General features: G+C 66.5%; 17 protein-coding genes and 3 tRNA genes. 6 read left to right on the forward strand and 14 right to left on the reverse strand.

What is annotated here, in order from left to right; all coding sequences use genetic code 11:
* Positions 1-67: 67 nt before the first annotated feature.
* Positions 68-1,594, forward strand: coding sequence for an OmpA family protein (locus M1L61_RS08220; RefSeq protein WP_248854557.1), 1,527 nt, complete (start codon positions 68-70; stop codon positions 1,592-1,594).
* Positions 1,595-1,606: 12 nt separating this feature from the next.
* On the opposite strand, the gene M1L61_RS08225 is transcribed toward M1L61_RS08220, so the two are convergent.
* Together M1L61_RS08225 and M1L61_RS08230 are read right to left on the reverse strand one after the other, a co-directional pair.
* Entirely contained in the window at positions 1,607-2,533 is a 927-nt protein-coding gene (locus tag M1L61_RS08225; RefSeq protein WP_248854558.1) for a c-type cytochrome, read from the reverse strand.
* A complete protein-coding gene (locus M1L61_RS08230) occupies positions 2,530-3,876 on the reverse strand; it encodes a cytochrome c (RefSeq protein WP_248854559.1) in 1,347 nt (448 codons plus the stop codon). The genes M1L61_RS08225 and M1L61_RS08230 overlap by 4 nt, the downstream gene beginning before the upstream one ends.
* Positions 3,877-4,059: 183 nt before the next feature.
* Here M1L61_RS08230 and M1L61_RS08235 point away from each other — a divergent pair, with 183 nt between their 5' ends.
* The gene (locus M1L61_RS08235; protein ID WP_049434734.1) at positions 4,060-5,178 is read left to right on the forward strand and encodes an alpha/beta fold hydrolase; all 1,119 of its coding nucleotides are present in this window, start codon (positions 4,060-4,062) and stop codon (positions 5,176-5,178) included.
* Positions 5,179-5,259: 81 nt separating this feature from the next.
* Here M1L61_RS08235 and M1L61_RS08240 read toward each other — a convergent pair whose 3' ends face one another.
* A complete protein-coding gene (locus M1L61_RS08240) occupies positions 5,260-6,399 on the reverse strand; it encodes an MFS transporter (RefSeq protein ID WP_010484275.1) in 1,140 nt (379 codons plus the stop codon).
* 184 nt (positions 6,400-6,583) lie between these two features.
* On the opposite strand from M1L61_RS08240, the gene M1L61_RS08245 reads away from it, so the two are divergent.
* Positions 6,584-7,279, forward strand: coding sequence for an alpha/beta hydrolase (locus M1L61_RS08245; protein WP_043402402.1), 696 nt, complete (start codon positions 6,584-6,586; stop codon positions 7,277-7,279).
* Positions 7,280-7,411: 132 nt separating this feature from the next.
* Positions 7,412-9,610 (forward strand): TonB-dependent siderophore receptor, encoded by a 2,199-nt coding sequence (locus M1L61_RS08250; protein WP_043402399.1) that lies wholly within the window; start codon positions 7,412-7,414, stop codon positions 9,608-9,610.
* 113 nt (positions 9,611-9,723) lie between these two features.
* Here the strand turns inward: M1L61_RS08250 and M1L61_RS08255 are convergent, their stop codons facing one another.
* Complete coding sequence (locus M1L61_RS08255; protein WP_043402397.1) at positions 9,724-10,425, reverse strand: pirin family protein; 702 nt, start codon at positions 10,423-10,425, stop codon at positions 9,724-9,726.
* A 140-nt stretch (positions 10,426-10,565) separates the two neighbouring features.
* Here M1L61_RS08255 and M1L61_RS08260 point away from each other — a divergent pair, with 140 nt between their 5' ends.
* Entirely contained in the window at positions 10,566-11,486 is a 921-nt protein-coding gene (locus tag M1L61_RS08260) for a LysR family transcriptional regulator (RefSeq protein ID WP_248854560.1), read from the forward strand.
* Positions 11,487-12,023: 537 nt separating this feature from the next.
* On the opposite strand, the gene M1L61_RS08265 is transcribed toward M1L61_RS08260, so the two are convergent.
* From M1L61_RS08265 to M1L61_RS08310, 10 genes are all read right to left on the reverse strand, one after another.
* A tRNA-Arg gene (locus M1L61_RS08265) sits at positions 12,024-12,100 on the reverse strand.
* 32 nt (positions 12,101-12,132) lie between these two features.
* Positions 12,133-12,209 (reverse strand) — tRNA-Arg (locus tag M1L61_RS08270).
* A gap of 58 nt (positions 12,210-12,267) precedes the next feature.
* Positions 12,268-12,344, reverse strand: a tRNA-Arg gene (locus M1L61_RS08275).
* Positions 12,335-13,261 (reverse strand): alpha/beta fold hydrolase, encoded by a 927-nt coding sequence (locus M1L61_RS08280; protein WP_248854561.1) that lies wholly within the window; start codon positions 13,259-13,261, stop codon positions 12,335-12,337. The genes M1L61_RS08275 and M1L61_RS08280 overlap by 10 nt, the downstream gene beginning before the upstream one ends.
* A complete protein-coding gene (thiD, locus tag M1L61_RS08285; RefSeq protein WP_019338316.1) occupies positions 13,258-14,067 on the reverse strand; it encodes a bifunctional hydroxymethylpyrimidine kinase/phosphomethylpyrimidine kinase in 810 nt (269 codons plus the stop codon). Before thiD ends, M1L61_RS08280 begins: the two co-directional genes overlap by 4 nt.
* 65 nt (positions 14,068-14,132) lie before the next feature.
* Positions 14,133-14,801 carry a YoaK family protein gene (locus M1L61_RS08290; protein WP_010484284.1) on the reverse strand — a complete coding sequence of 223 codons (669 nt, stop codon included), beginning with the start codon at positions 14,799-14,801 and terminating at the stop codon, positions 14,133-14,135.
* Between the two features lie 12 nt (positions 14,802-14,813).
* Positions 14,814-15,320: a hypothetical protein gene (locus tag M1L61_RS08295; RefSeq protein WP_248854562.1), complete on the reverse strand. Its 507-nt coding sequence runs from the start codon at positions 15,318-15,320 to the stop codon at positions 14,814-14,816.
* Entirely contained in the window at positions 15,317-16,717 is a 1,401-nt protein-coding gene (locus M1L61_RS08300; protein ID WP_010484287.1) for a PhoH family protein, read from the reverse strand. The genes M1L61_RS08295 and M1L61_RS08300 overlap by 4 nt, the downstream gene beginning before the upstream one ends.
* Positions 16,718-16,801: 84 nt before the next feature.
* Positions 16,802-17,281 carry a peroxiredoxin gene (locus M1L61_RS08305; protein ID WP_054171461.1) on the reverse strand — a complete coding sequence of 160 codons (480 nt, stop codon included), beginning with the start codon at positions 17,279-17,281 and terminating at the stop codon, positions 16,802-16,804.
* 79 nt (positions 17,282-17,360) lie between these two features.
* Entirely contained in the window at positions 17,361-17,921 is a 561-nt protein-coding gene (locus M1L61_RS08310) for a glycine cleavage system protein R (RefSeq protein ID WP_005409051.1), read from the reverse strand.
* A 164-nt stretch (positions 17,922-18,085) separates the two neighbouring features.
* Between M1L61_RS08310 and dapA the strand changes: the two genes are divergently transcribed.
* Positions 18,086-18,979 carry a 4-hydroxy-tetrahydrodipicolinate synthase gene (gene dapA / locus M1L61_RS08315; protein ID WP_049434211.1) on the forward strand — a complete coding sequence of 298 codons (894 nt, stop codon included), beginning with the start codon at positions 18,086-18,088 and terminating at the stop codon, positions 18,977-18,979.
* Positions 18,980-19,005 lie beyond the last annotated feature (26 nt).

The following is a 19,005-nucleotide window of genomic DNA, read 5'->3' on the forward strand; positions in this document are numbered from 1 at the left end:
TGGCACTGTGGGGGCGGTCACGGCGTTCGGGTATGCTCGGCGCTTCAATGGACCTGAGGTGGTGGCGATGCAGAAGCGATCGAAGATCTGGCTGGGCGGTGCAGCCCTGGTACTGCTGGCAGGATGCAACCGGACGCCCTCGGATGGAGGAGTGGCACCGCCTGCGCCAGCCACGGCGGATGAGACCGCAGCAGCGGCCGCCGCCCCAGTCGGTTCAACAGCCGCCGCCGATGGCGCCGCACTCACCGACCGTGAGGGCAAGGCTGTGCCGCTGGTGTCCTTCGACCCAGCCAGCGTGCCGCTGAGCGACGCCCCGCTGGGCAAACTGCCGTTCTTCAGCTTGCCGCAGGGCTATGCGTCGCAGAACGCCCACCCACGCGCCTGGGCGCGCTTCCCGTTCCGGATGGGCAACGGCGTGCATTGGGTGGAAGGCCCGAGCTGGTCGGCACGTATCGTGACCGACGGCGATGGCGCACCGGACAAAACGTTTTCCGCACTGGAAGTGCAGCGCAACTTCGACGGTGTGATCACCGCCGCCGGCGGCCGCAAGGTTTTCGAAGGCGCGCTGCTGCGCGACATCTACTACGGCCCGCAGCTGGAAGCCGAGATCGGAGGTGGTTTCATCGATGCGGTGAACGGTGAGCAGGAAGCTCCCACTACGGTGTACGTGCTGCGCCAGGCCAATCGCACCGTGTGGGTGCAGCTGGCAGTGGACAGCAATGGCGCTGGACTGGTGGTCGTGGATGAAGTGCCGTTCAAGGCCACCGCGCAGTGGTCGGACAGCTTCCCGCACCTGTCCCCGCCGGCCGGTTATCGTGACCGGAACAAGCCCGAGCAGCGTGATTTCGATGCCTTCCCGTTCTGGACCGGCGATCAGTTCGAACAGGTTGAGGGCCGCACCTTCGCTGCCGATTTCGACAAGGGCGAGCGCGAGTACTCGATGCATGAAGTACGTCGCAACCTGCAGGCGATGATGGCCCAGGTCAACGGCACCAAGGTGTTCGAGGGGCGCATCCCGCACGAAGCGGCCGAGGGCGTGCCGAAGCAGGTGCAGTCGTCCTACGGCAATGCGGCCAGCTACAGCTGGGACAACTACGACACCGTGGTCTACCGTGTCGATCTGGCTGATGGTCGCCAGGTGTGGGTGCACGCGCGCCTGGAATACCTCAGCGCAGGCTGGGTGGTGGCCGAGCGCAAGGGCTTCACCCAGACCGCGGCGCTGCTGCCGGCCGATGCGTTGAAGAAGAAGCTGGACAGCGACGGCCGCGTGGCGATCCAGGTCAACTTTGCCACCGACAAGGCGCAGATCCTGCCAACGTCCGAACCACAGCTGGCGCAGGTGCTGGACCTGCTGCGTGCCGATCCCTCGCTGAAACTGTCGATCGAAGGTCACACCGACAACAGCGGTGCCGCGGCACGCAACCGTAGCCTGTCGGAGGATCGCGCGGCCTCGGTGGTGGCCGCGCTCACCGCAAAGGGCATCGCCGCCGACCGCCTGCAGGCGGCCGGCTTCGGCGCCGACAGGCCGGTGGCTGACAACGGCAGCGAAGAAGGCAAGGCACGTAACCGGCGCGTCGAGCTGGTCAAGCGCTGACCCACGGGGTGGTCAGTATCGCGCGTCCTTGGGTTTCGGGTCGCGCGGCCAGTCCTTGGCCTTGTTGGCGAAGTCCGGCCGGGGCTGGTTGATGAAGTAGCTGGCGATGTCCACCGCATCCTGGTCGGGCATCGCCTGCTGGCCCAGTGGTGGCTCGCGGGTCACCGCCGGCGGCATGTTGTGCTTGACGAAACCGGCGGCCTTGTAGAGGCGTGCCATGCCGGCGCCGATGTTGAAGCTGTGGTCACCCCACAGCGGCGGGAAGGCGATGTCACCGCTGGCGTCGCGCCGGCCTTCGCCGTTGTCGCCATGGCACGCTGCGCACTGCACGGCGTACAGCGCCTGGCCACGGATCGGGTCCGGGGTCAGCGTGCTGTCGATGGGCCCCTCACTGGGGGCGGCCACCTTTGCACCCTCTGGCACAGGACTGCTCAACCACGCCATGTAATCGAGCATCGCGCGCATCTGCGGCGAGTCCTTCGGCAGCGGTTTGCCGTTCATTGAACGCTGCAGGCAGCCGTTGATGCGCTCGGTCAGCCCGATCATCTTGCCCGGGCGCGGCATGTAGCGCGGATAGGCGCCGCCGCCGGTATTGAAGTAGTGATTGCCGAACGGCCGCTTGCCTTCGGCCATGTGGCACGAGTTGCAGTTCAGATCGTTGCCGACATTGTCCGGCAGCAGCCGTGCGGTCTCGTTGAGGATGCGGCGGCCGAGCATCACCGATTCGGCATTGCCGAGCCCGGCGATCTCTTCGGCGCTGGGCGCGCGGTAGTGGCCGACCACCTTGCCCTGCGCATCGAGGATATCGATCGTGCTGGCCACAGCGGCATCCAGGTCCGGGTACAGGTGGCGATAGGCGAGGGTACCGGCGCCGGCCAGCACCACGAGGCTGATCGCACTGCCGATCAGCAGGCGGGAACGCGTGCGCGAACGCTTCATTGTGCGGCCTCCTGCGGAACGTAGTGCACCGGCTTGTCGCGCACCACCCGGCGCATGCGCGCCACGTCGACCTCGCTCACCGCGCTGGCCTGGTTGCCCCAGCTGCTGCGGATGAAGGTCAGGATCTGTGCCAGCTGCGCGTTCGGCAGCTGCTCGAAGCCCGGCATGGTGAAGGCCATGCGGTCATGCGGGGTATGCGGCGTGCGGCCGCCGATCAGGGTCACCTGCACCAGCGAGCTGGGGTCATCGGCGAACACGATCGAGTTGCCGGCCAGGGCCGGATAGACGCGGGGCATGCCGCGCCCGTCGGCACGGTGGCAGGCCTGGCAGTGCTCGGCATAGGCCAGCGAACCGGCGACACGGTAGTCGCCGCTGCGCAGTGCGGCGGTGGTGGTGTCGGTACCGGGGGACCACTGCGCACTACGGCCCTCACGCGCTGGCAGCTGCTTCAGGTAGCGGGCCATGGCCAGCAGGTCGGCGTCGGACAGGTACTGCGTGCTGTGCTCGACCACGTCGGCCATGCCACCGAAGGCCGCCGATCGATCGGTGCGACCGGTGCGCAGGAAGTCGACGATCTCGCCCTCGCTCCAGCTGGCCAGGCCGGTCGATTCATTGCGCAGGTTCTTCGCATACCAGCCTTCCAGCACCGAGCCGGACAGGAACTGGCGGCTGCCATCATCGGCCATCGCCTTTTCCTGGAACGCCAACCCGCGTGGCGTGTGGCAGGCGCCGCAGTGGGCCAGGCCTTCCACCAGTTCGGCGCCGCGCTGCTGGCTGGCATCCAGCGACGGATCAGGGTTGAACGTGCGCGGGCGTGCGAACAGCAGCTGCCACCAGGCCAGTGGCCAGCGCATGTTGGCCGGCCACGGGATCGTGCTGTCGGCGTTGTCCTGCTTCACCGGTTGCACCGAGCCCATGAAGTAGGCGTACAGCGCCTTGATTTCGGCGTCGCTGGCGATCACGTACGAGGCGTACGGCATTGCCGGATACAACGGCTGCCCATCGTGACGGATGCCGCGACGTACCGCGCGCTCGAAGTCGGCGTAGTCGTAGGCGCCAATGCCGGTGTCCGGATCGGGCGTGATGTTGGTCGAGTAGATCGTACCCATCGGCGTCTGCATGCCGAGGCCACCGGCGAACGGCTTGCCGCCTGGCGCGGTGTGGCAGGCCGCGCAGTCGGCCGCGCGCGACAGGTACTGTCCCTGCGTGATCAGCGTCGGATCGTGGATGTCGACCTGCGCCGTCTGTCGCGGTGCGAACCAGTAGGGCGTGGTGCGGGCGATGCCGTAGGCGGCGGCCAGCGTCGCGGCCAGGGCAATGGCGAGCTTGAACGAGGTGCGCATGGCGGCACTGTGGGCAATCCCGCGCGCGCGTTCATTGATCCGGATCAATGACTGAACGGATACAGCTTTTACACCAAGCTGAATCGTTCCTGCGTTGTCATCAAGCCGTCATCCGCGCGCGATAGATGGCCCACGCCCGCGTCGCTAACCTGCCACGCTGTCGCACCCTTTCCCCGATTGCCCATGAAGCGCCTGCTGCTGTTGTTGCTGGCGTGCGCCGGCCTGTGGCTGGCTGCATGCTCGTCCTCGATCAATGCCTCGTCCACCTCGCTCGCCGATCGGCTGATCGCACCGGGTGGCGTATCGACCCTGCTTGATCGCCCGCGCATCGCTGCGGCCATCGCCGAACTGCCCAACCGCCACGGCTTCGCGCCGGGCCGCGATGGCGTGCCGATCTTCTGGCGTGTGTTTGATCCCGGCGATTACGGCGCGCGTTACCACTATCTGCCGCAGCGCCACGAGAACGGCTTGCCGCTGGATACCGGCCTGAGCCTGGCAGTACCGCGACCGTTCCGCGCGCAGGCACCGCGCGGCACCGTGGTGCTGCTGCACGGCTGGATGATGAACGGTGATTCGATGCTGCCGTGGTCGTTGCAGCTGGCCGAATCCGGCTACCGCGTGGTCACGCTCGACCTGCGCAACCATGGACAGTCCGGCGCTGGCCCGTCCGGCTATGGCACCTATGAATCGGATGACGTGGTCGATGTGATCAGCGAGCTGCGCGCACGTGGTGAAGTGACCGGCCCGCTGTACCTGTTCGGCGTGTCCTATGGCGCGGCCACAGCGGTATTCACCGCCGACAAGCTCGGCGACCAGGTGGAAGGCGTGGTGGCGATGGAATCGTTCGCCAATGCCGGTGTGGCGATCCGCACGATGATCCCGCACCTGATGGGACTGCAGCCGGAAGGCCTGAAGGCGCAGGCGGTGGCGTCGTACGCGCGCTGGCGCTACGGCGGCCAGGACATCAACCAGGTGATCGCCGCCGCCAGCCGCCGCATCGACGTCGATCTGGACCGCGTGGATGTAGCGCGCGCGCTGGCTGATACCCGCGCCTGCGTGCTGCTGCTGCACGGGCAGGGCGACCAGCACATACCCGTCAGCCAGGGCCGCGAGCTGGCCCAGGCCAATCCGCGCGCCCACTACATCGAGATGCGCGGCGAGGACCACATCACCCTGCCGCTGCGGCTGGATCTGCTGGCCGGAGTGGTCGGCGACTGGATGGCGCGCGACGAGCACCATCCGCAGAGCGCCTGCCCGGCACCGCAACTGCCGGCCCAGGCCGAGTGGCTGACGCGCAGCTGAGAAAAGGGGACGGAGGGGATCAAGTCGTTTCCCGCACACCAAGGCAGGAAACGACTTGATCCCCTCCGTCCCCTTTTTCTGTCAGGCCACCCGTCGTGCCAGTGCTCGCGCGGATGCGGCTACGCCCAGCAGCAGCGCGGCCACGCAAAGGAAGGCGAATCCGAGGCTGGTGCCGTGTGCCAGTGCACCGATCGCTGCCGGGCCGGCGAGGATGCCGGCGTAACCCAGCGTGGTCACCGCAGTGATGGCGATGCTCTCCGGCATCACCCGTTGCTGGCCGGCCATCGAGAACAGTGCCGGTACGATATTGGCGCAGCCCAGCCCGACCAGCACATAGCCCGCCAACGCCACCGGGAACGACGGTACCAGCGTGGCCAACGTGAACCCGGCTGCGGCGGTGATGCCGCCGAAGACCAGGGTGCGGGTGCGGCCGAGGCGCTCGACGATGCCGTCGCCGAACAGGCGCATCGCGGTCATCGCCAGCGTGAACAGCGCGAAGCCGGCGCCGGCCTGGTCACGCGGCACCTGCCGCACTTCGGCCAGGAACACCGCGCTCCAGTCCAGCATCGAGCCCTCGGCGAGGAACACCACGAAGGCCAGCACGCCGATGAACAGCACCACGCCGTGCGGCAGCGCCAGCAGTGGGCCTTCGTGCAGGATCCGTTGCGGTCGCCAGTGCGGCGCCGACAGCACCGCAACCAGCAGCAGTGCCGCCACCGACACCAGCGCGGCCAGCCACAGCGGTGTACCCAGGATCAGCAGGCCGGTCATGCAGCCGGCGCCGACGAAGCCACCGATGCTGTAGAAGGCGTGGAAGCCGGACATCATTGCGCGCCCGGCGTCGCGCTCGACCGCGACCGCCTGCATGTTCATCGCACAATCCAGCGCACCGACGCCGGCGCCGAACACGAACAGGGCCGCGCCCAGCGCCACCGGCGAGGGCGCCAGCACCAGCAAGGGCAGGGCGCACAGCATCATCGCGCAGGTGATCACCATCACCCGTCGGCAACCCAGCCGCCCGGTCAGCGCGCCCGCCAACGGCATCGCCAGCAGCGAGCCGAGCCCGAGGCACAGCAGCACGGCGCCAAGGCTGGCGTCGGACAGCCCGGCCTTGGCCTTGGCGTAGGGCACCATCGGCGCCCACGCGGCGGTGGCGAATCCGGGAATGAAGAAGGCGGCACGGGTGGCGTGCTGCTGGGCACGTGGGGATGAAGGCGTCATGCGCGATGCGAAGCTCCAGGGGGTTTTTATGAAAACGTTTTCAGGCCGGATCGGCAAGTGCCATGCGTGACATCGGGCGACGCATACGATTGCAGTGACCCGATCGCGTCACCAGCGATTAACGTCGCCCACGGACAGTGGCTGCACGGTCGGCACCCCGCCGGCCGCTGCCGGAGATCCGTACATGAGCACGACACCGACCATCCTCCTCGTCCATGGATTCTGGGGCGGGGCCGCACACTGGGCCAAGGTGATCCTGGAACTGCATCGCAACGGCCACGACCGGGTGCAGGCGGTGGAATTGCCGCTCACGTCGCTGGCCGACGACGCAGGACGCACCCAGAAAATGATCCGGCAGATCGACGGTCCGGTGCTGCTGGTCGGCCACTCCTACGGCGGTGCGGTGATCAGCCAGGCCGGTAACGAGCCCAACGTGAAGGGCCTGGTCTACATCGCTGCCTTCGCGCCTGATGCCGGCGAGAGCCCGGGTGGCATCACCCAGCAGCACCTGCCGGAGGCGGCGCCGAATCTGGCACCGGACAGCGATGGCTACCTCTGGCTGCGTGCGGACAAGTTCCATGAGAGCTTCTGCCAGGACCTGAGTGCCGACGAGGGCCGGGTGATGGCGGTGACCCAGAAGGCGCCGCTGGCCAGCACTTTCGGCGACACGGTCAGCGATCCGGCGTGGAAGCACCGGCCGAGCTGGTACCAGCTGTCCCGCCACGACCGCATGATCGCGCCGGAAAACCAGAAGGCCATGGCCGCAAGAATGCAGCCCAAGCGCCTGCTGGAGCTTGATGCCAGCCATGCCTCACTGGCCTCGCAGCCGAAGGAAGTGACCGCGCTGATCCTGGAGGCCTGCGCCGCCATCGGCGCCTGATCCCGCACCAGCACACCGCACGACAGCCGGGGCGCAGGGGAGTACACTCCTGCGCCTGCGGCCATCCGGCCGCGTCCCTCTCTTCCCTCCAGCCGCCGCCAGAGGATCCCACCCTATCGTGGAGGTCCCGCCGTGCTGTCTGTGCCTGTCCGTTTTCCGCGCTTGTTTCCGCGTCGCCTGCCGCTGCCGCATGCACTGGCTCAAGGCCTGCTACTGCTTGCACTGAGCAGCGGCACCGCTGCTGCCCAGTCCACCCAGGACGAGGACAAGGCCAAACCGGCACCCGCCTCGCAGACCCTGCAGACCGTGCAGGTCACCGCCAACCTGCTCGGTACCATCACCGAGGGCAGCGGCGCCTACACGCCCGGCACCATCGCCACCGCCACCCGCCTGGTGCTGACGCCGCGACAGACGCCACAGACCATCAGCGTGATCACCCGCGCACAGATGGATGACTTCGGCCTGCACGGCATCGATGACGTGATGCGGGTGACCCCCGGCATCAGCATCGTCACCTACGACAGCGAACGCACCGAGTACTACGCGCGTGGTTTCGCGATCCAGAACTTCCAGTACGACGGTATTCCGATGTCGCGTGACTCGGCCTACTCGGCGGGCAACACGCTCAGTGATACCGCGATCTATGACCGCATCGAAGTGCTCAAGGGCGCCACCGGCCTGCTGACCGGCATGGGTGATCCGGGCGCGACCATCAACCTGGTGCGCAAGAAGCCGGGCGAGGACTTCGCCGGCAGTGCCTCACTGGGTGTCGGCCGCTGGGATGACTACCGCGCCGAGCTCGATGTCGGTGGTCCGCTGACTGCCGATGGCCGCGTGCGTGGCCGAGCAGTGGGGGCCTGGGAAGACAAGCACTCCAACCTGGACAACTACCAGCGCACCAGCAAGGTCGGCTATGCCGTGCTGGAAGCCGATCTGGGCGAACGCACGCTGCTGTCGGTCGGTGGCGACGTGATGGACAGCGACCCGAAGGGCTCGACATGGGGCGGCATTCCGCTGCTGGACAGCGCCGGCAACTTCAACCGCATGCCGCGCTCGTTCAACAATGGTGCGCAATGGGCCGGCTGGCGCCAGTACGTGCGTACCGGTTTCGCTACGTTGGAGCACACGTTCGCCAACGATTGGATCGCCAAGCTGCAGCTCAACCACCAGGTCAACGGCTATGACGCCGCACTGGCCGGTGCCGCCGCCGGCAATCCCGATCCGTTGACTGGCGAGGGCGTCAGCCTGTGGCTCGGCAAGTACGTCGGCAAGACCGTCAGCAATGCCGCCGACTTCTATGTGAGCGGGCATTTCGGCCTGTTCGGCCGCGAGCATGAGCTGGTGGTCGGTGGCAGTGCCTCGCGCAAGCGCTGGACCAATACCGGCTACGGCCCGCAGGCGGGGTTCCCGGATACGGTGCCGGACTACCGCAGCTGGAATGGCGACATTGCCGAGCCGCAATGGCAGCGCAGCTACGAGAACAATGAAGTGACCCGCGAAAACGGCCTGTACGTGGTCGGCCGCTTCGACGTGGCCGATCCGTTGAAGCTGATCGTCGGCAGCCGTCTGGCCAGCTACCGTTCGCCGGACACGCGCGAGACCGGCGTCTATGTGCCATATGCCGGCGTGGTCTACGACCTCGGCGAGCACTATTCGGTGTATGCCAGCTACAGCACCATCTTCAAGCCGCAGGGCCAGCGTGACGAGCAGGGCAAGGCACTGGATCCGCTGGAAGGCCGCAGCTACGAGATGGGGCTGAAGGCCGAGTTCTTCGATGGACGCCTCAATGCCAGCGCGGCGCTTTTCCAGCTTGATCAGGACAACTTCGCCCAGCCCACCGGCGGCAAGACGCCGGATGGCCAGGATGCCTACCGCGCGTTGATGGGCGTGCGTACCAAGGGCTATGAGCTTGAAATGTCGGGTCAGCTGGCCGAGGGCTGGCAGGTGCAGGGTGGGTTCTCCCACAAGATCGCCCGCCAGGCGGGAACCAAGGTGACCACGCTGGAACCGGAGAACCAGTTCAGCCTGCACACCAGCTACCGCCTGCGCGGTGCCTGGCAGGGGCTCACGCTGGGCGGTGGCGCGCGCTGGCAGGATTCCACGTTTGGCGAGATCACCAACCCGGCCACCAGCGCGCAGGTCGTGCATCGCACCCAGCCGTACTGGCTGCTTGATGCGATGGCGCGCTACCAGTTCAACGATCGCCTGTCGGCCACGGTCAACGTCAACAACCTGCTCGACAAGCGGTACTACACGATCTTCAACTGGTACAGCACCTACACCTGGGGTGAGCCGCGCAATGTGCGGCTGACCTTGAACTACAGGTTCTGACACGGGTTTTGTAGAGCCGAGCCCACGCTCGGCTGCGGTTTGACAACCAGCCGAGCGTGGGCTCGCCTCTACTAGTACGCCCGCGATGCTGGATGGCATCGCGGGCGTTGTCGTTACAGCGGCAGGTCGAACACCAGCACTTCGGCATCATTGCCGTTTTCCAGCGTCAATTGGGCTTCGTCGCTGACCTGCAGTGCATCGCCGGCTTCCAGGGTGATGCCGTTGACCTGCAGCTGGCCACGCGCCACCTGCACATAGGCGCCACGGCCGTTGCCGAGCGCATGGTGCAGTTTCTGGCTGCCATCGAGGATGGTGGCGAAGATGCGGGCATCCTGGTGGATGCGCAGCGAACCGTCGGCACCGTCCGGCGAGGCGATCAGGCGCAGCTGGCCGCGCTTGGTCTCCGGCGCGAAGTGGGTCTCCTCGTAGGACGGCGTGATGTTCTCGGTGTCCGGGAAGATCCAGATCTGCAGGAAGTGCACGGTTTCGTCGGCCGAGTGGTTGAATTCGCTGTGGGTGACGCCGCTGCCGGCGCTCATGCGCTGCACGTCGCCATAGCGCAGTACCGAGCCGGTGCCCATCGAGTCCTTGTGTTCCAGCGCACCGCCCAGCACGTAGGAGATGATCTCCATGTTGCTGTGGCCGTGGGTGCCGAAGCCCTGGCCGCCGATCACCTTGTCTTCGTTGATCACCCGCAGCGGGCCGAAGCTGACGTAGCGAGGGTCGTAGTAGTTGGCGAAGGAGAAGGTATGGCGCGAGGACAGCCAGCCATGCTCGGCCAGGCCACGGGTAGCGCTCTTGCGGATCTGCAGCATGATGGAATCTCCTTGTTCGATGGTTTCGATAGGGCGGGGTGGGCCGGTAGCCGCTGTGTTTCCCCGTTGAAGAGAAGTATCCGCTTGCGCCCGGGGTTTGAAAAACGGATAGTTTTGACAGCCATCATCGAAAAATTCGAATGCTCAAGCTCAGCCTCGATGCCCTGCAGATCCTGGATGCCATCGACCGTCGCGGCTCCTTTGCCGGCGCCGGCAAGGCCCTGCACAAGGTGCCCTCGACCATCTCCTACACCGTGGCCAAGCTGGAGGAGGACCTGGGCGTGCAGCTGTTCGACCGGGTTGGCCCGCGCGCCGAGCCGACCGACGCCGGCCGCGCGCTGCTGGACGAGGGGCGGCACCTGCTGCGCGCCGCCCGCGAGCTGGAACTGCGGGTACGCAGGGTGGCGTCGGGCTGGGAGACCGAACTGACCCTGGCGGTGGACTCGGTGTTCCCGACCTGGCTGCTCGGCCCGGACATCGCCGCGTTTCGTGAGGCCGAGGCACCGACCCGGCTGCGATTGATCGGCGAGGCCCTGTCCGGCACCTGGGAGGCCCTGCTGGACCGCCGTGCCGACCTGCTGGTCGGTGCACCGGGCGAGGGCCCCAGTGGCGGTGGTTACGTGGTCGAGCCGCTGGGCACGGTGGAGTTTGTGTTCGCGGTCGCACCCGAACATCCATTGGCTGCAGTACCGGGCGTGCTCGGGCGCGAGCAGCTGGTCGAGCACTGCGCGATCGCCGTCTCCGATTCGGCGCGCCGGCTGTTGCCACGCACGGTCGGCCTGTTGATGGGGCAGGAGATGCTGACGGTGCCTGACATGGCCAGCAAGCTGAAACTGCAGTGCGAAGGCGTGGGCTTCGGTTTCCTGCCCGAGCCGTGCGCGCGCGCCGCGGTCGCGCGCGGCCAGCTGGTGATCCGTGAGGTGGAGGAGCACAAGCCGGAAGAGACCTTCTGGCTGGCCTGGCGCACCGGTGAAGATGGCGCGGCACTGAGCTGGTGGCGCGAGCGCCTGCGCAGGCCGGAGCTGCTGTCGCAGTGGTGGCAGTCAATGGCACGGGGTTAGGGGTACGGCAGGGCTGCGCCCTGCACCCGCCGAAGCAACAGCCAAAGCCGAAGCAAAAGCTGGTTTCCTGAGGGATGGCGAGGTGGGTCCGGTTGCGGGGGCCGCTGCAAGTACGTCCATGTAAGCTCGGTCGCCGCATCCATGCGGCTCACGCCCCCGCAACCGGACCCACCCCGCCTTCGATAGTTTTCCGCGAACTGTCCGCACTTCGGTAGAGCCGATCTGACGGATATCGAAACATTCGAATTCGATGGAGATTCATCCACGCATGGCGTGGATCCATCAGATCGCGGAAATCTGTCAGAGGTGGGGCGGCATGGGCAGGCAGGACCGTTGGCGGCATGGATGCCGCCATCGAGCCCCCATGGATGGGTTTACGGCGTGTCCTGCCTGTCCATGTCGCCCCGCCAAACCACGGAATGCCAGCTTTTGCTGTTGCCGTTGCCTTGGCTTGAAGCCTCTGCAGGTGCAGGGCGCAGCCCTGCCGAAAAACACACATAAAAAAACAGCAGGCCGAGGCCTGCTGTTTCGGTGTAATGGTGCGCCCGGAGAGATTCGAACTCCCGACCGCCTGGTTCGTAGCCAGGTACTCTATCCAACTGAGCTACGGGCGCCAATTACATAAACTTGTTGTGTTGACTGTGTATGGTGCGCCCGGAGAGATTCGAACTCCCGACCGCCTGGTTCGTAGCCAGGTACTCTATCCAACTGAGCTACGGGCGCGCGGTACACAATCAAATTTTAAAACATTTCCAGCGGCGGATGCTGAAAACCTGTCGAGTGGTGCGCCCGGAGAGATTCGAACTCCCGACCGCCTGGTTCGTAGCCAGGTACTCTATCCAACTGAGCTACGGGCGCCCTGCGACAGGAGCGGAATTATGCGGATGTCGGCGCGAACCGTCAACAGTTTTGTGAAAATTTTCATCCAACTGAATGAAAAAGCTGTCAGCCACGGCGTCCGGCGCCTTCAGCCACGCGAAATGATCGGCGCGCGTGCCCAGTTCCTGCGCGGACAGCACGCGCAGCTGCGCGTCCACATTCGGCAGCTTCGCCAGCAGCGTCTGCATCGATCCGGTGGGCGCCAACCAATCGTGCTCCATCAGCACGGCCTGTGCGCTGCCATGCACGCGCGCCATCTGCGCATCGAGGTCTTCGTCCATGCCGGTCGCGGCGTAGTGGTTGTTCAGGCCCACGCGCGCCCAGTCGGCAATCAGCCCGCGCGCTTCGGTGCCACCAAAGCCGAGGCGACGACCATGCAGCACGCCCTGGCGCCGCGCGATCCACGGCAGGAAGCGGTAGACCAGTGGCAGCAGCCAGCCACGCGGTGGCGGGAACCCGCGCCAGAACGGTGAGCCACTGGCGGCCAGCCATAGCCGGTTGAAGTAGTGCGGGTTGCGGCCGGCATGCACGCAAGCCAGCTGCCCACCGAGACTGTGTCCACCGATGATCCAGGGCAGGGCGCCGGCGTCGTCATCCGCTGTGGCCATGACCGCCTGGCTGGTTGGCAGATCCTGTTCGAGTACCTCGCGATAGCCCCAGTCCTGCGTGCGCGACGGGCGCAGTGAACTGCTGCCGTTGCCGCGCCACTCGTGCAGGTAGACCGCCACGCCCTTCGCCGCCAGCGCCCATGCCAGTGGCAGGTAGTGGCGCGCGGCCACGCCCAGTGCCGGCAGCCACAGCAGGCGCGCGACGGGATGTGCAGGCACGCAGGCGATCACTTCGTAGCGATGGCCATCAGCGCACTGCACGGCAAGGACGTCCGGTGTGAGGCTCATGCGTGTGGCGCCGCGCCGAAGTGATCGAGCACCAGCACCTCGCTGCGGCCGGGGGCATAGCCCTGCTGCAGGCCGCGCGCAACGTAGTCGATGCCGGCTTCGCAGGCATTGGCCAGGCTCAGGCCGTTGCATAGCTGCGCGGCGATGGCCGAGGCCAGCGTGCAGCCGGTGCCGTGTGCGTCCAGCGGCAGGCGGGCGTGGATGAATTCTTCGCTGCTGACGCCGTCGAAGTAACGATCGATCACGCGATTGCCCTCATGCAGGTGGCCGCCCTTCAGCAGCACGGCGCCGGCACCGAGGTCGAGCAGGGTGGAGGCAGCCTGTTCGGCGTCATCGCCGTTACCGATCTTCCGGCCGATCAGGAGTTCCGCTTCCGGCGTATTCGGCGTAACCAGCGTCGCCAGCGGCAGCAGGCGCTCACGCATGGCCTTGAGCGCACTTTCCTCCAGCAGGCGCGCGCCGCTAGTGGCGACCATCACCGGGTCCAGAACCACGTGTGGCGGGCGGTGCTTTTCCAGTGCGTCGGCAACGGCATGGATCACCTCGGCGTTGGCCAGCATGCCGAGTTTCACCGCATGGATATCGAAGTCATCGAAGCAGGCTTCGATCTGCGCCTGCAGGAATGCGATCGGTGGCACATGCACGGCGGTGACGCCACGGGTGTTCTGTGCGGTCAGTGCGGCGAACACGGCCAGACCATGCACGCGGTGCGCGGCGAAGGCCTTGAGATCGGCGGGGATGCCAGCGCCGCCACCGGAGTCGGAGCCGGCGATGGTGAGGGCGGAAACGGGGGTGGTCGGGCTCATCCAACGATTGTGCCGTGGTCCCGCAGGGGAAGGTAGACCCACGCCATGCGTGGATGCGCTTCACCTCAATGCCGCCAGCGCGCCCACTGCTGGTACAGCACATAGCCCAGCCCGGTCAGGCCGGTCAGCAGGGCGGGGGCGAGCAGGGCGTCGTACTGCCAGCGCATGAACAGCCAGGCGCCGATGATGCCGCCGGCGAGGAAGCCGCTGATGATCAGGCCGCTGAGGGTCAGGCGTCGTACCTGCAGCGGCAGCCCACGCAGCAGGTGGCCCAGGCCGATGCCGAGGTCGGTGAACATGCCGCTGAGGTGGGTGGTGCGTACCACCGCGCCACTGAAGGTGGTGGCCATCGCGTTCTGCAGGCCGCAGGCCATGGCGGCGGCCAGTGCGCCCCAGATCTGGTGCTGTTCGAACAGCGGAATGGCCACCAGCAGCAGCGCCGATTCCAGTGCCAGGGCCACGCCGTAGCGACGGCCCAGCTGCAGGGTGCTGTCCTGGATCAACAGGCCGCTGAGCATCGCGCCCAGCGAGAACGCGATCAGCAGTCCCCACAGGTGGCCGACCGCGCGCCAGTCACCCTGGGCCAGCGCCATGCCCAACTGGCTGGTGCTGCCGGTCATGTGGCTGACGGCCTGGTGTTCGAAACCGAGGAAGCCGACGACATTCACCATGCCGGCCACGCACGACAGCGCGACCGCGCCGATCCAGACCCAGGTGGGCAGGCGAATTCCCATCGGCGGGGCCCCTCAGGGCCCGCCGAAGCCGCCGTTGAACTGCAGCTCGCTGAAGGTGTTGTTGGCCGGGTCGAACACCGCGCCCCAGAACTGCGTGCCGCCGTCACAGACGCGGATCGCTTCCCGTGCCGGATTGATGCCGCTGTCGTCGGGCAGGTGGAAGGCGTTGATATAGATCAGCCGCTTGCCGGCGCTTTCGATGCCGACGTACTGGCGGTCGAAGTCCAGCACCTTCGGTACCTGTGCTTCCAGCGAGGACAGCTGCGCTTCCAGCTGGTCGATCTGCTGCCGGCTGGGCGCCCAGTAGCCGCTGACCCGCCCGGCCTCGCGGCCGGGGCTGGCGCGCGAGCAGGTGTCGAGCACCTGCGCGGCGATGATCGGGCGGGTGACCACCCATGACTGGCCGGTACGCTCGGCGGTCGGCACGCTGGCCGGGCCGCGTGTGGTGGTGCAGGCGCCGAGCACGGCTGCGAGGGTGATCGCAGCCGTGGGCAGCAGCAGGCGGGTGCAGCGTTTCACAACACCTCCGAAGCGTAATCGGCCAGGCGCGAGCGCTCGCCACGGCGCAGGGTGATGTGTGCGCTGTGCGGCCAGTTCTTGAAGCGATCCACCGCGTAGGTCAGGCCCGAGGTGGTCTCGGTCAGGTACGGCGTGTCGATCTGCTCGACGTTGCCCAAGCAGACGATCTTGGTGCCGGGGCCAGCACGGGTGATCAGCGTCTTCATCTGCTTCGGGGTGAGGTTCTGCGCCTCGTCCAGGATCAGGTAGCGCGACAGGAAGGTGCGGCCGCGCATGAAGTTCATCGAGCGGATCTTGATGCGGCTGGCCAGCAGGTCGTTGGTGGCCTGGCGGCCCCAGGTGCCGCCTTCCTGGTTGTGCGTGAGCACTTCCAGGTTGTCGGTCAGCGCGCCCATCCACGGCGTCATCTTCTCTTCCTCGGTGCCGGGCAGGAAACCGATGTCCTCGCCGACACTGACCGTGGCGCGGGTCATGATGATCTCGCGGTAGCGCTGCTGGTCCATCGTCTGCGCCAGGCCGGCAGCCAGCGCCAGCAGGGTCTTGCCGGTGCCGGCGGTGCCCAGCAGCGTGACGAAGTCGATCTCCGGGTCCATCAGTGCATTGAGCGCGAAGTTCTGCTCACGGTTGCGTGCGCTGATGCCCCATACGGCGTGACTGCCGTGGCGGAAATCATCCACCAGCGACAGCACCACCTTGCCGTCGCCGACCACGCGGCTGACACGCAGTTCGACCTCGTCTTCGCCGGGCAGGTAGACGTACTGGTTCGGGTACCACTCCTCGCCATCCTGCGCGAGGATTTCGTAATGCGTGCGGCCCTTGTCGCTCCAGCTGCGCAGGTCGTCGCCGTGGCGCTTCCAGAAGTCTTCCGGCAGCTCGGTGGCGCCGGTGTAGAGCAGGCTGAAATCGTCCAGCGCACGGTCGTTCTCGTAGTCTTCGGACACGATGCCGGCGATGGCGGCCTTGATCCGCAGGTTGATGTCCTTGGAAACGAACACCACCGGCAGGTCCGGGGTTTCTTCCTTCAGCGCCAGGATCGCGCCGAGGATGGCATTGTCGGGAATGACCTTGCCAAAGCTCTTGCCCGCGTCGAAATGACTGGTCTGGAAGCGCAGCTTGCCGGCGCTCTGCTTGCCGCGCAGCTGCAGGCCATTGGGGCGCTGCAGCGGAATGCCGTCGGCCAGGTTGTCCAGGCCGGATTCCTGCACCAGTTCGTTGAGGAAGCGGCTCACCTGGCGGGCATTGCGGCTTGCCTCGGAGGTGCCCTTCTTGCCGTTGTCCAGCTCTTCGATCACCTGCATGGGCAGGTAGACGTCGTGCTCCTCGAATTTGAACAGCGCGGTGGGATCGTGCATCAGCACGTTGGTATCCAGCACGTAGATGCGCTTGCCTCGGGTCATCGTCGATTCCTGGTTACGGACAGGGAAAAACCACCACGGCCTGCTGCGGGGCAGGGTGATGGCAGACACAGTAGGCAGTGGGACTCACTTGGACTGGGAGGCCTTCAGTTCGGCGAGAACCGCATCGGCATGGCCGGCAACCTTGACCTTGCGCCAGGACTGCACGATGCGGCTGTCGGGGGAAATCAGGAAGGTGCTGCGTTCGATGCCACGTACCTGCTTGCCGTACATGTTCTTCATCCTGATCACGTCGAAGGCGCTGCACAGCGCTTCGTCGCCATCACTGACCAGCGGGAAGTTGAAGCCCTGCTTGGCACAGAAGTTGTCGTGCGACTTCACTGAGTCGCGCGAGACACCGAGTACCACCGCGCCTGCCTTCCTGAACTTCGGCAGCAGCGCGTTGAAGTCGATGCCTTCGGTGGTGCAGCCGGGGGTGCTGTCCTTGGGATAGAAGTACAGCACCAGCCAGTGGCCGGCGTAATCGCCGAGAGTGGCCTGTTCGCCACCGGACAGTGCCAGCGGCAGGGAGAGGGTGGTGCTGTCCAGGGTATCGCCGTTGTTCATGAGGTCCTTCTGTCGAGCCTGGGTTCTTTCTACGACAATTGCATGAAACGCCACGCGCCCGTGAGGGACGCGCGAAAAATCAGAACTTCATCGGGTCCATGATCGCGTCCAGGTTCAGGTGGTCGCAGAACTCGAGGAAATCGTCGCGCAGCGCGGCGATGTGCATGTTGGCCGGCACGCCGATGGTGACCTGCGCGCTGAACATTTCCGCACCGGTCTGCATGGCGCGGTAGCGCGTGCTCTGCAGGTTCTCGATGGTGATGCCCTGGCGGTCGAAGAAATCGGCCAGCTGGAACAGGATGCCCGGCTTGTCGGCGGCGATCACCTCGACGATGTACGGCAGCAGGTTGGACTGCGCCTGCTTGGCGGCGGTGCGGTACCAGACCAGCTTCAGGCCTTCCTCGCGCTCGAGCCGGGTCAGCATCGCTTCCAGCTTGGCCACCGAGTCCCACGAGCCGGTGGCCAGGGCGGTGACCGAGACATCGCGGCCGACCGTGGCCAGGCGTGCGTCCACCAGATTGCAGCCGCTGTCGGCGATGCGGCGGGTGACGGACAGCAGGGGGGACTCCGGATGCGTCGTATAGGCGTTGATCAGGAGGTGGTTTTCGCTCGGCGCGGGGCGCGGGGTGGTGTCGGTCAAGGCGATTCCGGGTAATGCATGCGTTAGTCTGAATGCCCGCCAGAGGCGGGGATCCACCGGTGTCCAGCATACTTGCCCGTGCTTTCGCGCCGCAAGTAACATTCAAGTCGCCCCCGGCCTTTCGTGGCGGGCGTTTTCCCTTCCCAGCCAAGAGCAGCACGTCCTTGTCCCTTTCCGGCCTCATCACCGCGCTGGCGACCCCGTTCCGGGCCGACGGCGCCCTCGATCCCGACGGTTGGCAGCGCCTGCTGCACCTGCAACTGGAAGGTGGCGTCCATGGCGTTGTCGTTGCCGGCTCGACCGGCGAAGCGGCGACCCTCACCGATGCCGAGTACGACCTGCTGCTGGCCAGCGCGGTCGAGCGCATCGGCGGTCGCATCCCGGTCATGGCGGGAACCGGCCTTTCGGGCACCGCCAAGACCATCGAACAGACCCGTCGTGCCGCCGCGCTCGGCGCCAGCCACGCGCTGGTGGTCACCCCGCCTTACGTGCGGCCGACCCAGGCCGGTCTGATCGCGCACTACCGCGCGGTGGCCGACCAGGGCGGGCTGCCGGTCGTGCTGTACAACGTGCCTGGCCGCACCGGTTGCGACATGCAACCGGAGACCGTGGCCGAACTGGCCAGCCATCCCAACATCGTCGGCATCAAGGAGGCGGTGGGCGACACCGGCCGGGTGCAGGCGCTGCTGGCCCTGCGCAGCCCGCAGTTCGCCGTGCTCAGCGGTGACGACGGCACGGCGGCCCGGTCGATCCAGGCCGGCGTCGATGGCCTGATCTCTGTCGGTTCCAACGTGCTTCCGGGCGCCTACCGCCGGATGTGCGAACTGGCCGCCGCGCACGATCACGAAGCCACCGCGTCGTGGGATGCGCGCCTGCATCCGTTCCATGATTTCTGTGGTGTCGAACCGAACCCGATTCCGGTCAAGGCGCTGCTGCGCCGCATCGGCATCGGTCACGACCTGCGCCTGCCGCTGCTGCCCCTGTCGGCGCCGCATCATCCGGCGGCCGACCACCTTGCCGGCGACATCGCCGCCCTCGAAGCCCTTTCCAGCCACTGACCTTCCGTCTTGGTCTGACCCAGGAG

Source organism: Stenotrophomonas sp. NY11291 (assembly GCF_023277365.1).
Taxonomy (GTDB): Bacteria; Pseudomonadota; Gammaproteobacteria; order Xanthomonadales; family Xanthomonadaceae; genus Stenotrophomonas; species Stenotrophomonas geniculata.

What these genes read in the sequence shown, in the direction of transcription:
- M1L61_RS08280 (WP_248854561.1), bottom strand. Translation starts at nt 13,261, where the DNA reads ATGAGCCTCACACCGGACGTCCTTGCCGTGCAGTGCGCTGATGGCCAT.
- M1L61_RS08230 (WP_248854559.1), bottom strand. Translation starts at nt 3,876, where the DNA reads ATGCGCACCTCGTTCAAGCTCGCCATTGCCCTGGCCGCGACGCTGGCC.
- M1L61_RS08235 (WP_049434734.1), top strand. Translation starts at nt 4,060, where the DNA reads ATGAAGCGCCTGCTGCTGTTGTTGCTGGCGTGCGCCGGCCTGTGGCTG.
- M1L61_RS08245 (WP_043402402.1), top strand. Translation starts at nt 6,584, where the DNA reads ATGAGCACGACACCGACCATCCTCCTCGTCCATGGATTCTGGGGCGGG.
- M1L61_RS08290 (WP_010484284.1), bottom strand. Translation starts at nt 14,801, where the DNA reads ATGGGAATTCGCCTGCCCACCTGGGTCTGGATCGGCGCGGTCGCGCTG.
- M1L61_RS08260 (WP_248854560.1), top strand. Translation starts at nt 10,566, where the DNA reads ATGCTCAAGCTCAGCCTCGATGCCCTGCAGATCCTGGATGCCATCGAC.
- M1L61_RS08225 (WP_248854558.1), bottom strand. Translation starts at nt 2,533, where the DNA reads ATGAAGCGTTCGCGCACGCGTTCCCGCCTGCTGATCGGCAGTGCGATC.
- M1L61_RS08220 (WP_248854557.1), top strand. Translation starts at nt 68, where the DNA reads ATGCAGAAGCGATCGAAGATCTGGCTGGGCGGTGCAGCCCTGGTACTG.
- thiD (WP_019338316.1), bottom strand. Translation starts at nt 14,067, where the DNA reads ATGAGCCCGACCACCCCCGTTTCCGCCCTCACCATCGCCGGCTCCGAC.
- M1L61_RS08300 (WP_010484287.1), bottom strand. Translation starts at nt 16,717, where the DNA reads ATGACCCGAGGCAAGCGCATCTACGTGCTGGATACCAACGTGCTGATG.
- M1L61_RS08305 (WP_054171461.1), bottom strand. Translation starts at nt 17,281, where the DNA reads ATGAACAACGGCGATACCCTGGACAGCACCACCCTCTCCCTGCCGCTG.
- M1L61_RS08255 (WP_043402397.1), bottom strand. Translation starts at nt 10,425, where the DNA reads ATGCTGCAGATCCGCAAGAGCGCTACCCGTGGCCTGGCCGAGCATGGC.
- M1L61_RS08240 (WP_010484275.1), bottom strand. Translation starts at nt 6,399, where the DNA reads ATGACGCCTTCATCCCCACGTGCCCAGCAGCACGCCACCCGTGCCGCC.